Genomic DNA, 13,821 nt, shown 5'->3' with positions numbered 1-13,821 from the left:
AGGGCGCAAGGAGATGCCGCCTATTCCGAGAGCGACAGGATCAGCCCCTGATCCGGCGGCACGCGGCCGTTGAGGGTGTCGAGATAGGCGCGTTGAACCGCCGCGGGCCCATGGTTCTCGGTCACCTTCATCCAACGTTCCAGATTCGGGACGAAGCCAGACCATGCGGCGCCGAACCGCATGTCGACGCCGCCCGGTCCCCACTCCTTGGCGCGCTTTCGGATCTGGTCCGGCGCGAAGAAGAATTGCGGCTTGGCGCCGGGTAGTGCCTGTGCCGCATCAGCGGGCGACGACTTGCGATGCGTCAGCCCAACGATTCCGCTGTATTTCATTTGGTCGCCGAAGTGCTGGTGCAGCGTTGCACGTAATGGAGTATTGCCGGCCATGTCGACATAGGCGACCGCAGAGTTCGTCGGCAGCGAGCTTACGTCCTCATAGGTCACGACCTCGTCGTAACAGCCAAGCGATTTGACGAAGGTCGTGTTGCCTGCCGAGGTCAAGCCGATCGTCTTGATGCCGTTGCCTCTCGCGTGCAGGAGATGCGCGAGCCCGTAGGCGGTCTTGCTGGAAGCCGACGACAGCATCACGCTTTTTGCGCCATAAAATTCGTTCTCGGCGAGAAAGTCATCGACCAGAAACGACAGCATGAATAAAGGGCGCAGCAGCGCCTGATAGGCGCCCTGCCTGCCTGCGAACGAGGGATCGCCGCTGACCCGAGTATAGGCATTATAGACCGGCGCCACGCCCTGCCGGTGCGCGGCGGCATCGCGCAAGGCTCGCTTACTGACGTCGGCGGCTTCGATCACGAGATGCGTCGACATCGGGAAGTAGCCGAACAGGATTTCACCGTCCGCGATGCCAGGATGCTTCGAGGCGATCACCTCGCCAAACCCCCACACCGGAACGTTGCCGAAACCTTCGGGCGCCGGAAACAACTGCCAATACTTTAGATGATCGCCGAGCACGGCATAGGTGATGTTGTTGGCGGTGAAGGCGAAGCGCGTCACCTTGACCAGCAGCGTCTCGTCAGGCAGCGCGGCCGCGGCGGGCAGTTGCGTCTCGATGGTCTTGCATTGCTGCAGATCGTTGCGGGCGACGACGAAGTCGGTGGATAACATTGTTTCGATCCCTGCGCTTTACATGCAGTGATCTTTGCGCCGACCGATGACCGTTTTGCAACAGCCATGATGTTTAAAACGCTGTTCGATTTGGTTGCAGGAAGGCTATCCCCGTCATTGCGAGGAGCGGAGCGACGAAGCAATCCATCTATCCCCGTGAGGAGAGGTGGATTGCTTCGCTTCGCTCGCAATGACGTGGAGGGGGGTCGGAAGGTGACCCTTCACGCCATCGCGCGCAGTTTGCCTTCCGCATATAGATCGCGCAGCTTGCGCTTGAAAATCTTGCCGGTGGCTTCGCGCGGCATGGCGTCCATGAACTGGATGTCCCTGGGCACCTTGAAATTGGCGAGACGTCCGCGCAAAAATTCCTGCACGGCGGCCGGGGACAGCGCCGCATCCGCTTCCGGCTCGATGCACGCAAAAAGCCGCTCGCCGAATTCGTCGTCGGGAACGCCGAACACCGCGCAGTCGCGCACGCCGTCCATGCCGATCAGCGCGTTCTCGATTTCGGCGGGATAGATGTTGACGCCGCCCGAGATCACCATGTCGCGCTTGCGGTCGCACATGAACAAATAGCCGTCTGCGTCGAGATAGCCGACGTCGCCGACGCTGACGAGGCCGTCGCGGCCGGCCTCGGCGCGCGCCTCGGCCTTGCCGTGGTAATCGAAATCCGGCACGGACATTTGCCGCATGAAGATTTCGCCTGGCTCGCCAACGCCACACGGCTGGCCGTCGGGACGGAAGATTTTCACGACACCGCCTTCGATGGCGCGGCCGACGGTGCCGGGCTTCGCCAGCGCCTCTTCGGCCGAATGCCACACCGGGATGCCGGTTTCGGTCGAGCCGAAATATTCGTTGATGACCGGTCCCCACCAACCGATCATGGCGCGCTTGACCTGCGGCGGGCAGGGCGCCGCCCCATGCACGACGAAGCGTAGCGACGACAGATCGTAGCGGCGCTTGACGTCGTCCGGCAGCCGCAGCAGGCGCACGAACATCGTCGGCACCATGTGGATGTGGGTAACCCGATGACGTTCGATCAGTTGCAGCATGTCCTCGGGATCGAAGCGCGGTTCGAGCACGATTGTGCAGCCGCTGCGGAATGCCAGCATGCCGTAGGAGTTCGGCGCCGAATGGTACATCGGGCCGTTCATCAGGATGACCTGGTCTTCGTTCGGTTTGACGCCATAGGCGATGCCGCCGACCCGCGCCGACGCCGCAGCCTGTTCCGGCGTCATCGGCTTGCGGCGCACGCCCTTGGGCAGGCCGGTGGTGCCCGAGGTATAGAACATCGGCGCGCTGCCGATCGGCGATTCCTGCGAGGGCGCATGCGTGTCGCGCCAGCGGTTCCAGTCGGTCATGCCGTCGGGGACTTGCGTCAGTGCGGGCGCGATGTTGAAGGCGGCCGCGATTTCTGGCGGCGTCGCCACCACCAGGAGCCGCACGTCGGCGGGCAGGCCGTCCCTGATCTGCGGCAGCAGGTCGGCATGGCAGACCAGGATTTTCGCGCCGCTGTCGGCGAGGATGTAGGCGACTTCCTCGGCCTTCAAATGCCAGTTGATCGGCACCACCGGGCTGCCTAGCGCGGCTGCGCCGCCCGAGACTTCGAAGAACGCAAAATCGTTGCGCAGCATCATGCCGACGGGCACGCCGCCACTGACGCCGAGCGCCTTGAAGCCCATCGCCGCCCGCGCGATGCGGGCGTGGATGTCGGGGTAGCTGATCTGGCGTTCGCCGCTGATGATCGATGTCAAATTATCCTCCCTGGCCGGCCGAAGCCCTCAGCCCTAGCCATCATCCAGAATTTCGTCGAAGCCGATCCAGCTTTTGCCGTCGAAGCGACGCAGCCTTAATTGCTGGAACGGCAGATAGTCGTCGGCATCGGTCGATACCGTTATGCCCGGCAGCAACAGCGGCAACGGCACCTCGCGCAGCGACGCCGCCTGTTTCATGATGTTCTCGCGGCTGAGATCGCCCTTGCAGGCCATCAGAACTTTCACCATGAGGTTGGCATAATGATAGCCGGCAGCGTAGTTCGAATTGGTCAAATCCGCATTCGGTAGATACTGCTTCATGAAGGCGAAATACTCCTTCACGCCGGGGTCATTGGCCCATTGCGAGTCCAGCGTGTCCTTCACGTTGCTGGATGAGATCAGGCCGACGGCGTTCTCCAGGCCAGCCGGTTCCAGGAACGAGATCGATGAGGCTGAGGTCGGCACGAATAACACGTCAGGCTTCCAGTTGATCTCGGCCACGCCCTTGATCATCTGCGAGGTGAATTTGCCGAGCACGACGCCGAACATCACGTTGGCGCCGGAGGCCTTCAGCGTCGCAAGTTGCGAGTTGATGGTCGGCGCGCTGGTTTCGTAAGTTGCTTCCGACACGATCATGGTCGCGGCCTTGTCTCCCAGGCCGCGCTTGAAGCCGGCGACGTAGTCACGGCCGAAATCGTCGTTTTGCGAAAGGATGGCGATTTTGGCGTCAGGCTTGGTCCGCAGGATATGCTTGGCATAGACGACGCCTTCGGACTGGTAGGCCGCCATTCCCGGCATGGTCCAGCGGAAATTCTTCGGATCGGCCCATTTGGTCGCGCCGCTGAGCACGAAGAGTTGCGGCACCTTCTTGCTGTTGAGGTAGCGATGCACCGCGTTGTTGGTGGCGGTCCCGAGCGAACCGAACATCAGCAGCACTTCCTCCTGTTCGACGAGTTTTCGGGTCTGCTCGACCGTCTTGGGCGGCGAGTAGGCGTCGTCGAGGCTGATGAACTTGATCTTGCGGCCGTTGATGCCGCCTTCGGCATTGATCTTCTCGAAATAGGCCTCCTGCGCCCGGCCGATGATGCCGAAGCCGGATGCCGGGCCGCTGTAGGGCAGCGTCTGGCCGATGCGGATCTCGTCTTTGTCGCCCTCGGCGAGAGCGGCGGTACTTGCCAACACCGCGAATGCGATCGTCACTAAATGTCGCGACATCCTCATTGTTTCCATCCCTCTGTTTTGTTTTATTTGATTGGCTGTCGAAACCGGCGTGTCTTACGCACGCGCGCGCTTGAGAAACTCGTCGCTGGCGTCGGCGAATTCGCACCTGAGCCGCTCCACCAACTCTGCGACCGGCGGCGCGTCGGCGATCTGGCCGATGCCCTGGCCGGAGCCCCAGATGTCGCGCCACGCCTTGGCTTTGGTGTTGCCGCCGGAGCCGAAATTCATCTTCGACTTGTCGCTTTGCGGCAGATTGGCGGGGTCGAGCCCCGCGGCCACGATCGACGGGCCGAGATAATTGCCGTGCACGCCGGTGAACAGGTTGGAATAGACGATGTCATGCGCAGCGTGGTCGATCAGCGCGGCCTTGTAGGCCGGATCGGCATTGGCCTCCTGCGTCGCGATGAAGCGCGTGCCCATGTAGGCCATGTCGGCGCCAAGCGCGAGCGCCGACGCGATGCCCCAGCCATCCGAGATCGCACCCGACAGCAGCACGGTGCCCTTGAACCACTGCTTCACTTCGCGCAGCAGCGCGAACGGCGAGAGCGTGCCGGCATGGCCACCGGCGCCGGCGCAAACCAGGATCAGGCCGTCGACGCCATGTTCGGCCGCCTTCCGCGCATGCTTAACGTTGATCACGTCGTGGAACACGACGCCGCCATAGGAATGCGCGGCCTGGACGATTTCGACTGGCGGGCGCAGCGAGGTGATGATGACCGGAACCTGGTGCGTCACGCAGGTCTCCATGTCCTTCATCAGCCGGTCGTTGGAAGCGTGGCAGATCTGGTTGACCGCGTAGGGCGCGACCTTCTTTTCCGGATACAGCGCCTTGTACTCGCCGAGCTCGTTCTCGATTCGGCTCAGCCACTCGTCGAGCTTTTCGACCGGTCGCGCGTTCAGCGCCGGAAACGAGCCGACGATGCCGGCCTTGCACTGGGCGATGACGAGCTCGGGCCCGGACACGATGAACAAGGGTGAGCCCACCACCGGCAGTTCGAGCGAATTGGCAAGCGAAGCAGGCAACGGCATTCGGTCTCTCCCTTGCAACGCCAAGCCGGGACTTAAAATCCGGACTGCGTCGATGATGTTGATTGAGAGCGCCGTACCGCGGGCGGAGCCGCCGGCCGGGCGCTGTTGTTGCCGCTACTATAAGGCTGGACGGCAGCCGCCATTCGTTCAATATTGAACAGACGTTCATCCAGTTATGAACAGGAGCAATCTGAACCGTAGGGAGCACCGATGGACTGGGACTTGTGCAAGACCTTCGTCGCGGTGGCCGAGACCGGCAGCTTCGCGGCGGCCGCGCGCCGCTTGCGCTCCAGTCATCCGACGGTTGGGCGCAAGATCGCCGAACTGGAAGGTCAGCTCGGCATTCCCCTGTTCGCCCGGTCCAACGAAGGTCTTTCGCTGACGTCGCATGGGCAGAAGTTTCGCGAGCATGTCGATGCGATGGCCGCGGCGGCGTTGCGCGCCGAAGCCGCGGTATCGGCGACCGGTGCGCAGGCGCGCGGCGTGGTCAAGCTGTCGATCGGCGCCACGCTCGCCTCGCACTGGCTGATGCCGCGGCTCGGGCCGTTTCTGCGCCAGCACGACCATATCCAGCTCGAGATCATTACCCATCCGTATCCGGCGAGCGTCCGCCGCCGCGAGGCCGATGTCGTGCTGCGGCCCGTCGACAGCGGCGAGGAGAATTTGATCGGCCGCAAGATCGGCCGGCTCGGGACCGGCTTTTACGCCTCGCGCGACTATGCCGCGCGGCGTCGTCTGCCCGAGCGGCGCGACGAATGGAAGGGCCACAGCGTCATCGGCTTCGCCGACCGGTTGTCGAACGAGCGGCTGGCGCGTTGGAGCGATGCGATCACGCGGCAGGGTTCGATGGCGATGCGCTGTTCCTCGCAAGGCGACATGCTCGCGGCCGCACGCGCCGGTCTTGGAATTTCGACGCTGTCCTGTTTCGTCGCCGCCGCCTATCCGGAACTCGTCCGCGTCGCCCCGCAAAAACTCGTCAGCGTGGCCGATCTCTGGTTGCTCGCGCATCCCGATCTCGTCGACCTGCCCGCCGTGCGCGCGGTGATCGATTTCGTCACCGCTTGCGCTCGGGAGGATCGGGTGAGGTTGCGGGGATGAGCTTGTCGGGAAGCACGCCCTCGCGTTTCTTCAGCACGCGATAATAGCTCCACCACAGGTGCGCCGCCGCGCCGCGCAGGGGACGCCACGGTTCCGCCAGCGGCGCCATCTGCTTGACGGTCGGGCGTGTCTTCAGGCCAAGCCCGATCTTCACGGCCTCCTGCACCGCGAGATCGCCGGCCGGCCAGGCGTCGCCATGGCCGAGGCAGAACAGCAAATAGACGTCGGCGGTCCAGGGGCCGATGCCGGGCAGCGCGGTCAGCGTGTGGTGGGCGGCATCCGCATCCTCTTCCGCCAGCACCTCGAGATTGAGCCGCTCGGCAGCCAGTTCGCGCGCGATGTTCTTCAGCGTCTTGATCTTGGCGGCCGAAAGCCCGAGCCGGCCGAGGCGGTCGGCGCGGGTCTTGCGGATGACCTCGTGATCGAACGGATCGAACGCGGCCGTCAGCCGCGCCCAGATCGCGCCGGCGCTGGCGGTAGACAATTGCTGGCCGCAGACGATTGCAGCTAACCCCGCGAACCCCGGCGCGCGCTGCCGCAGCGCCGGCATGCCCGTGAGCTCAAAAATCGGCTTGAGCCTCGGGTCTTGCTTGACCAATGCGTGGACGGCGTCTTCGAGATCGGACTGGCTGTTGAGGTGAATGGTCATTGCCCCTTAAAACCACCATGTCCCGTGAAAGAGATCAATGCCGCCACCCGTTTTCCGATTTGCCCCCAGCCCGAACGGCTACCTCCATCTCGGCCACGCCTATTCGGCGCTCGTGAATGTTGACCTCGCGCGGCGTCGCGGCGGGCGGTTTCTGCTGCGGATCGAGGATATCGACGCGACGCGTTGCCGGCCGGAATTCGAAGTGGCGATTTATGAAGACCTCGCCTGGCTCGGGATTTCCTGGGAAACACCGGTGCGGCGGCAATCGGAGCATTTTGCGCGCTATCGCGAAGCGGTCGAAAAATTGGCAGGCTTGGGCCTGATCTATCCGAGCTTCGAGAGCCGTGCGGAAATCGCCCGTCTGGTTGCGCAACGCGAGGCTGGCGCGCCCTGGCCGCGCGACCCCGACGGGGCGCCGCTCTATCCGGGCGTCGCGAAATCGCTGCCGCCGGACCGGCGCCAAGAGTTGATCTCGCAAGGTGCGCCTTACGCGCTGCGGCTCGACATGCAGGCAGCACTCGCGCGCACGAAGGAACTGGCCTGGCAGGAAGAGGGCGCAGGGCCCGGCGGCGAGACCGGCGTCGTCGCCGCGCGCCCTGAGGCGTGGGGCGACGTCATCCTGGCGCGTAAGGAGACGCCGACCAGCTATCATCTTTCGGTCGTGATCGACGACGCCCTGCAGGGCGTGACCGACGTGGTACGGGGCAGGGACTTGTTCTGGTCGACGAGCGTCCACCTGCTGTTGCAACAGTTGCTCGGTATCCCGCAACCGGTGTATCGGCATCACCGCCTCATCGAGGATGCGTCGGGACACAAGCTATCGAAATCGACGCAAGCTACGGCCTTGCGCGAATTGCGTGGGCAAGGTGTCACCCCTGCGGGTATTCGCAGCCTCGTCGGTTTGCCCGACGATTCCAGTAGTACTACTGCGGGTTGTTGAAAACGTCTCCGTGACACCGGCCGCCATCGCGTGTCATGCTGGTCGCGGCAGAGGAAGGGGGACCATGGCGGCAAAGCGGCGCTCACGCACCACGGGAACAATCAAGAAGCGGCGAGCGAAAACGCGCGTATCCGGCGCCGCGGTCAAAAAACGCGGCACGCGCAAGTCCGCCATCGCTGCGCCCGGCATGGTCGAGGCTGCGCTGGCGGCCTTTGCGCACGAAGTCCGCACGCCGCTGACCGGCATTCTCGCGATCAGCAATCTGCTCGCGACCTCGGACCTCGACGAACGCGAACGGCGCTGGGTCGACACCATCAAGGCGGGCGCGGAACATCTGGCGAGCCTTGCGACCCTGTTCGTCGATGCCGCGCGCAGCGGTGGCCCCGGGCTCGAGGTGCGGCAGGACTACTTCGACCTGCAGACGCTTGCCCGTAATGCCGGCGATTCGCTGGCCGGTCGCGCCGCGGCCAAGGGCCTGCAATCGTCGGTCGATATTTCCGAAAAGCTTCCAGGGTTTGCGATCGGCGATCCCGTCCGCCTGCGCGCCGCGCTGGAGAACCTGATCGACAATGCGGTAAAATTCACTGAACAGGGCAGCGTTGGGCTGCAGGTCACGCCTGTGCGGGGTCCGAAGGGCAAGGTCGCCGTTTCATTCGCGATCTCCGACAGCGGGATCGGCCTTGCGCTGAACGAAATCAAGCGCCTGTTCCGGCCGTTCTCACAGGCCAATGTCTCCATTGCATCGCGCTTCGGCGGCGCCGGTCTCGGATTGTCGTCGGTCAAGCAACTGGCGCGTGCCATGGGCGGCGACATCACCGTGGCGCAACGCCGCGGCGGCGGCGCCACCTTTACCCTCAACGTCGTCATGTCGCCCGCAAAGGACGCCGTGACGGCGGCGTCCGGTGCCGATGGCGAGATATCGATCAGTTCGCCCCGGCCATTGCGCCTGCTCAGCGTCGAGGACAATCCGTTCGGCCGCGTCGTGCTCAACACGATCCTGACCGAACTCGGTCACCAGACCGACTTCATCGGCCAGGGCGAGGCGGCGCCCGAGCGGCTCGCGCAAGGCGCATTCGATGCGGTGTTGATGGACATGGTCCTGCCGGGTATCGACGGCGTCGAGGCGATCAGGCGCATTCGCGCGCTGGAGCCGCCGCTCGGGCGCATTCCCATCATCGGCATATCAGGCCGCAGCGAGGACGAGGCGGCGTCGCGCGCCGCCGGCGCCGAGATCTTTCTGGTCAAGCCTGTGAGCCCGCGCGCCCTGGCGACTGCGCTGCATGCAGCGACATCCCCTTCGGCAGTTGCGACTTCATGATGGCTGCGTTCAGTTCGCCGCCGAAGACGAAAATCGCCGAAATGAAATACAGAAACACCAGCGCGATGATGACCGAGGCAAGTCCCGCATACATCGTCACATAGTTGCTGGCGAAGCGCGCCAGATACTGGCCGAACACGACGCCCGAGATCAGCGACCCCACCATCGTAACGACGATACCCGGAAGGATCTGCAGAAAACTTCGCCGGCCGCAGGGCAGCCAGGCATGCAGCACGAACAGCGCCACTGTCATCGCCGTGATCGTGATGCCGTAGCGGGCGAAGGTGAGAAGGCTTTCGTTGGACTCGACGAAGAACGGAATGTGGCGGCGCGCCGTCTCCAGAATCAGCGGACCGAGCACGATCAGGAACGCCATCAAGAGCGACGTGACGGCGGCGACCAGCGTATAGCCGATCGATTCGAGCCGCAGCCAGTACCACGCCCGCGGCTCCACCACCGAATAGGCGCGGTTTAGCGCGACCCGCAGCGCCTCGACGCCGTTGGAGGCGAAATAGACCGCCAGCACCGCGCCGACGGTCAGAATGTCGCCGCGCGTCGTCGTCAGCACGTCGTGGATTTCGCCTGACAGCGCGTCGGCGACCTGTTGCGGCCAGGTTTGAAGCAACAGTCCGACGGCCCCATCGGCGAGTTCCTTGGAGCCGAAAAAGCCAGCCAGCGACGTCAGCACGATCAGGAACGGAAATAGCGCCATCAGCGTCGACAGCGCGATGTGGCTCGCGATCGCCCAGCCGTCATCGGCGAGGAACGTGTAAAACGCCTCCATGACGACGAGGTAGACGTAGCGAATGAGCTTCACATCTCACCTCGATGGGGGATGGCGGGCTGGTCCTAAGGCCGTGGCTAGCATCTGATATTATTGGATTAAAAGCCAGATCGTCGAGCGGTAGTGCGGGAGTTGTGAACGTGTGGAAGTCGGCGTCTTGCGGTGTTATGTACCGCCGATGGCATCCTTTCTGAGTTCGATCGTTCTCCCCCTCGCGGTTGCGGCCGTGGCTATCGTGCTGGTGCTCGGCCTCGTCAACATGATGCGGGGCGGCTCGCCGAACCGCTCGCAGCACCTGATGCGGCTTCGGGTGCTGCTGCAGTTCATCGCTATCGTCATCACGATGGTCGTGGTGTGGTCGTTGGGCAGATAAGGATCAGGAAAGGGGAAGCGTCGATGGTCGTGCTCAACCGCATCTATACGAAGACCGGCGATGACGGCACCACGGCGCTCGGCAGCGGCGAGCGCCGCCCGAAATACGATCTGCGCATTAGCGCCTACGGCACCGTAGATGAAACCAACGCCGCTATCGGCGTGGTGAGGCTGCACCTCGGCGATGCCCGCGAACTCGATGCGATGCTCGGCCGGATCCAGAACGATTTGTTCGATCTCGGCGCCGACCTTGCGGTGCCTCAGCGCGACGGCAAGGCCGAGCGGCTCCGGATGCTGTCGAGCCAGGTCGAGCGGCTCGAGCGCGACATCGATGCGCTGAACGATCATCTCGCGCCCCTGACCTCGTTCGTGCTGCCCGGCGGCACCCCCGCCGCCGCATACCTGCACCTCGCCCGTACCATATGCCGTAGGGCGGAACGGATCATGGTGGAACTCGCCGCGCGGCCGGAGGAGCCGGTGAGCACGGCTGCCATTCAGTATATGAACCGCCTGTCCGATTTCCTGTTCGTGGCCAGCCGCGCCATGAACGATAATGGGGCCGGAGACGTGTTGTGGGTGCCGGGTCAGAACCGTTAAGGTAAGCCTTGAAGGTAGGGCCTTCGGGGGCCGATTTTTGGCTTTCGCGCGTTGACCGCCGATAGCGGGACCTTTAGGTTCCGCGCCCAAGCTAATAACAAGCTGATCAAACCCCAGAATTCAAGCGAAAGAGGATCGATGAAGGTTCTTGTGCCGGTAAAGCGGGTGGTCGATTTCAACGTCAAGGTCCGCGTCAAGAGCGACGGAACGGGCGTGGAACTCGCTAACGTGAAGATGTCGATGAATCCGTTCGACGAAATCGCCGTCGAGGAAGCATTGCGGCTGAAGGAAGCCGGCAAGGCGACCGAAGTGGTGGTGGTGTCGATCGGCCCGGCGCAGGCCTCGGAGACGATCCGGACCGGTCTCGCCATGGGCGCCGACCGCGGCATCCTGGTCAAGGCCGAAGGCAATGTCGAGCCGCTGGCGGTCGCGAAGATTCTCAAAGCCGTAGCGGATGCCGAGAAGCCCGGCCTCATCATTCTCGGCAAGCAGGCGATCGACGACGATTCGAACCAGACCGGCCAGATGCTGGCCGCGCTGCTCGGCTGGTCGCAGGCGACATTTGCCTCCAAGCTCGAAGTTGAAGGCGCAGACTTCAAGGTTACGCGCGAGGTCGACGGCGGCCTGCAGACGGTGAAGCTGAAGGGACCGGCGATCGTCACCACCGACCTGCGGCTGAACGAGCCGCGCTATGCGTCGCTGCCCAACATCATGAAGGCCAAGAAGAAGCCGATCGACGACAAGAGCGCCGCGGATTACGGCGTCGATCTCACGCCGCATCTCGAAATAGTCAAGACAGCGGAGCCGCCCGGCCGCAAGGGTGGCGTCAAGGTCAAGGACGTCGCTGAGCTCGTTTCCAAACTCAAGACCGAAGCCGGGGTTCTCTGATGACGACGCTATTGATTGCCGAACACGACAACGCGTCGATCAAGGATGCGACCAACAAGACGCTGACGGCAGCCGCTGCGCTCGGCGCCGACGTGCACGTGCTGGTCGCCGGCGAGAATGCCAAGGGTGCGGCCGATGCCGCAGCCAAGCTTGCCGGCGTCAAGAAGGTGCTGCTCGCGGACAATGCGGCCTATGCCCATGATCTCGCCGAGCCGCTGGCCGCGCTGATCGTGTCGCTGGCCCCTAGCTATGACGCCTTCGTCGCACCCGCGACCTCGCGCTTCAAGAACGTGATGCCGCGCGTCGCAGCTCTGCTCGACGTGATGCAGGTGTCCGAGATCATCAAGGTGGTTTCGCCAGATACCTTCGAGCGGCCGATCTATGCCGGCAACGCGATCCAGACGGTGAAGTCCAAGGACGCCAAGAAGGTCATCACGGTGCGGACTTCGACCTTTGCCGCGGCAGGTGAGGGCGGCAGTGCGCCGGTGGAGAACGCCGCCGCTGCGGCCGATCCGGGCCTCTCCAGCTTCATCGGCGAAGAGGTGGCAAAGAGCGACCGTCCGGAACTGACCTCGGCAAAGATCATCGTTTCCGGCGGCCGCGCCATGCAGAGCCGCGAGAACTTTGCCAAATATATCGAGCCGCTCGCCGACAAGCTCGGCGCGGGCGTCGGCGCCTCGCGCGCCGCGGTCGATGCCGGCTATGCGCCCAACGACTGGCAGGTCGGCCAGACCGGCAAGGTGGTCGCTCCGGAACTATATGTCGCAATCGGCATCTCCGGCGCGATCCAGCATCTCGCCGGCATGAAGGATTCCAAGGTGATCGTTGCGATCAACAAGGATGAAGACGCGCCGATCTTCCAGGTCGCCGATTACGGCTTGGTCGCGGACCTCTATCAGGCGGTTCCTGAACTGACCGACGCGCTCGGCAAGCTCGGAAAGTAACGGAACACCGGCCGGACGCGCAAACGTCCGGCCGGTGTTTACCTTAAGGGGATGCGGGCGAAGGGGATTAAGCTTCGCGTGAAGAATACGTGCCAATGGTGGGACTGAAACCTCGCGTCTGATGATATCGTAGCTGAGGTTTAGAGATGAACAGGCGCGATATGCGCGCCGTTCCGGTGGATGACAAGATGGCTGTGACAATCAAGAAGGTCGGCGTGATCGGCTCGGGCCAGATGGGCCACGGGATTGCGCATGTGGCGGCGCTCGCCGGCTTGGACGTGGTGCTCAACGACGTCTCCGACGAACGGCTGAAATCGGCGATGGCGACCATCAACGGCCATTTGTCGCGCCAGGTTGCCAAGCAGCTCATTACCGAGGACGCGCGCAAGAAGGCGCTGGAGCGGATTACCTCCAGCGAGACGCTCGACGGGCTTTCGGATTGCGATCTCGTAATCGAGACCGCGGTCGAAAAGGAAGAGGTCAAGCGCAAGATCTTTCACGAACTCTGCGCGGTATTGAAGCCGGAAGCGATCGTCGCCACCAACTCCTCGTCGATCTCGATCACCCGGCTCGCCGCCTCGACCGACCGTCCCGAGCGCTTCATCGGCATTCATTTCATGAATCCGGTGCCGGCGATGGAACTGGTCGAGCTGATCCGCGGCATTGCCACCGACGATATGACCTTCGACACCGCCAAGGAATTTGTCGGCAAGCTCGGCAAGCAGGTCGCGGTGTCGGAAGATTTCCCGGCCTTCATCGTCAACCGCATCCTGCTGCCGATGATCAACGAGGCAATCTACACGCTCTATGAGGGCGTCGGCAACGTCGAGGCGATCGACGCCGCCATGAAGCTCGGCGCGCACCATCCGATGGGGCCGCTGGAACTGGCCGATTTCATCGGGCTCGATACCTGTCTGTCGATCATGCAGGTGCTGCATGAGGGGCTGGCGGATTCGAAATACCGGCCGTGCCCGCTGCTGGTGAAATATGTCGAGGCCGGCTGGCTGGGGCGCAAGACCCAGCGCGGCTTCTACGACTACCGCGGCGACAAACCGGTCCCGACGCGCTAGGCGTCACCGCGTCTTCGTAGGATAGGTAGAGCGCAGCGA

General features: G+C 63.5%; 14 protein-coding genes. 8 read left to right on the top strand and 6 right to left on the bottom strand.

Annotation, left to right across the window (positions count from 1 at the left end; all coding sequences use genetic code 11):
• Window positions 1-20: 20 nt before the first annotated feature.
• The 4 genes from ACFXS9_RS29965 to ACFXS9_RS29950 form a co-directional block, all read right to left on the bottom strand.
• Window positions 21-1,118 (bottom strand): DUF2855 family protein, encoded by a 1,098-nt coding sequence (locus ACFXS9_RS29965; protein WP_392695118.1) that lies wholly within the window; start codon window positions 1,116-1,118, stop codon window positions 21-23.
• 221 nt (window positions 1,119-1,339) lie between these two features.
• Complete coding sequence (locus ACFXS9_RS29960; RefSeq protein ID WP_392695115.1) at window positions 1,340-2,872, bottom strand: acyl-CoA synthetase; 1,533 nt, start codon at window positions 2,870-2,872, stop codon at window positions 1,340-1,342.
• A 33-nt stretch (window positions 2,873-2,905) separates the two neighbouring features.
• Complete coding sequence (locus ACFXS9_RS29955) at window positions 2,906-4,093, bottom strand: ABC transporter substrate-binding protein (RefSeq protein WP_392695112.1); 1,188 nt, start codon at window positions 4,091-4,093, stop codon at window positions 2,906-2,908.
• Between the two features lie 54 nt (window positions 4,094-4,147).
• Window positions 4,148-5,122: an NAD(P)H-dependent flavin oxidoreductase gene (locus tag ACFXS9_RS29950; protein WP_392695110.1), complete on the bottom strand. Its 975-nt coding sequence runs from the start codon at window positions 5,120-5,122 to the stop codon at window positions 4,148-4,150.
• 210 nt (window positions 5,123-5,332) lie between these two features.
• Between ACFXS9_RS29950 and ACFXS9_RS29945 the strand changes: the two genes are divergently transcribed.
• Window positions 5,333-6,220 carry a LysR family transcriptional regulator gene (locus ACFXS9_RS29945; protein ID WP_392695108.1) on the top strand — a complete coding sequence of 296 codons (888 nt, stop codon included), beginning with the start codon at window positions 5,333-5,335 and terminating at the stop codon, window positions 6,218-6,220.
• On the opposite strand, the gene ACFXS9_RS29940 is transcribed toward ACFXS9_RS29945, so the two are convergent.
• Window positions 6,177-6,869, bottom strand: coding sequence for a DNA-3-methyladenine glycosylase family protein (locus tag ACFXS9_RS29940; protein ID WP_392695106.1), 693 nt, complete (start codon window positions 6,867-6,869; stop codon window positions 6,177-6,179). The genes ACFXS9_RS29945 and ACFXS9_RS29940 overlap by 44 nt on opposite strands.
• 37 nt (window positions 6,870-6,906) lie before the next feature.
• Between ACFXS9_RS29940 and gluQRS the strand changes: the two genes are divergently transcribed.
• Together gluQRS and ACFXS9_RS29930 are read left to right on the top strand one after the other, a co-directional pair.
• Window positions 6,907-7,809: a tRNA glutamyl-Q(34) synthetase GluQRS gene (gene gluQRS / locus ACFXS9_RS29935; RefSeq protein ID WP_392695104.1), complete on the top strand. Its 903-nt coding sequence runs from the start codon at window positions 6,907-6,909 to the stop codon at window positions 7,807-7,809.
• A 64-nt stretch (window positions 7,810-7,873) separates the two neighbouring features.
• On the top strand, window positions 7,874-9,127 hold the full coding sequence (locus ACFXS9_RS29930) for an ATP-binding protein (protein WP_392695102.1): 1,254 nt from the start codon (window positions 7,874-7,876) through the stop codon (window positions 9,125-9,127).
• Here the strand turns inward: ACFXS9_RS29930 and ACFXS9_RS29925 are convergent.
• A complete protein-coding gene (locus ACFXS9_RS29925; protein WP_392695099.1) occupies window positions 9,051-9,944 on the bottom strand; it encodes a YihY/virulence factor BrkB family protein in 894 nt (297 codons plus the stop codon). The two genes, ACFXS9_RS29930 and ACFXS9_RS29925, sit on opposite strands and share 77 nt — an antisense overlap.
• Before the next feature lie 145 nt (window positions 9,945-10,089).
• Here ACFXS9_RS29925 and ACFXS9_RS29920 point away from each other — a divergent pair, with 145 nt between their 5' ends.
• From ACFXS9_RS29920 to ACFXS9_RS29900, 5 genes are all read left to right on the top strand, one after another.
• Window positions 10,090-10,284, top strand: a complete 195-nt coding sequence (locus ACFXS9_RS29920; protein WP_392695096.1) for a twin transmembrane helix small protein — start codon at window positions 10,090-10,092, stop codon at window positions 10,282-10,284.
• A gap of 23 nt (window positions 10,285-10,307) precedes the next feature.
• Window positions 10,308-10,880, top strand: coding sequence for a cob(I)yrinic acid a,c-diamide adenosyltransferase (locus ACFXS9_RS29915; protein ID WP_213285728.1), 573 nt, complete (start codon window positions 10,308-10,310; stop codon window positions 10,878-10,880).
• A 138-nt stretch (window positions 10,881-11,018) separates the two neighbouring features.
• A complete protein-coding gene (locus ACFXS9_RS29910) occupies window positions 11,019-11,768 on the top strand; it encodes an electron transfer flavoprotein subunit beta/FixA family protein (protein ID WP_392695093.1) in 750 nt (249 codons plus the stop codon).
• Complete coding sequence (locus ACFXS9_RS29905) at window positions 11,768-12,712, top strand: electron transfer flavoprotein subunit alpha/FixB family protein (RefSeq protein ID WP_392695091.1); 945 nt, start codon at window positions 11,768-11,770, stop codon at window positions 12,710-12,712. Before ACFXS9_RS29910 ends, ACFXS9_RS29905 begins: the two co-directional genes overlap by 1 nt.
• Window positions 12,713-12,900: 188 nt before the next feature.
• Window positions 12,901-13,782: a 3-hydroxybutyryl-CoA dehydrogenase gene (locus ACFXS9_RS29900; protein WP_392700090.1), complete on the top strand. Its 882-nt coding sequence runs from the start codon at window positions 12,901-12,903 to the stop codon at window positions 13,780-13,782.
• Window positions 13,783-13,821: the final 39 nt, after the last annotated feature.

It is taken from the genome of Bradyrhizobium sp. RDI18 (assembly GCF_043203335.1).
In the GTDB taxonomy this organism is placed as follows: domain Bacteria; phylum Pseudomonadota; class Alphaproteobacteria; order Rhizobiales; family Xanthobacteraceae; genus Bradyrhizobium; species Bradyrhizobium retamae.
Note: the sequence above shows the minus strand (reverse complement) of the source record. Positions and strands in the feature narration are given on the sequence as shown.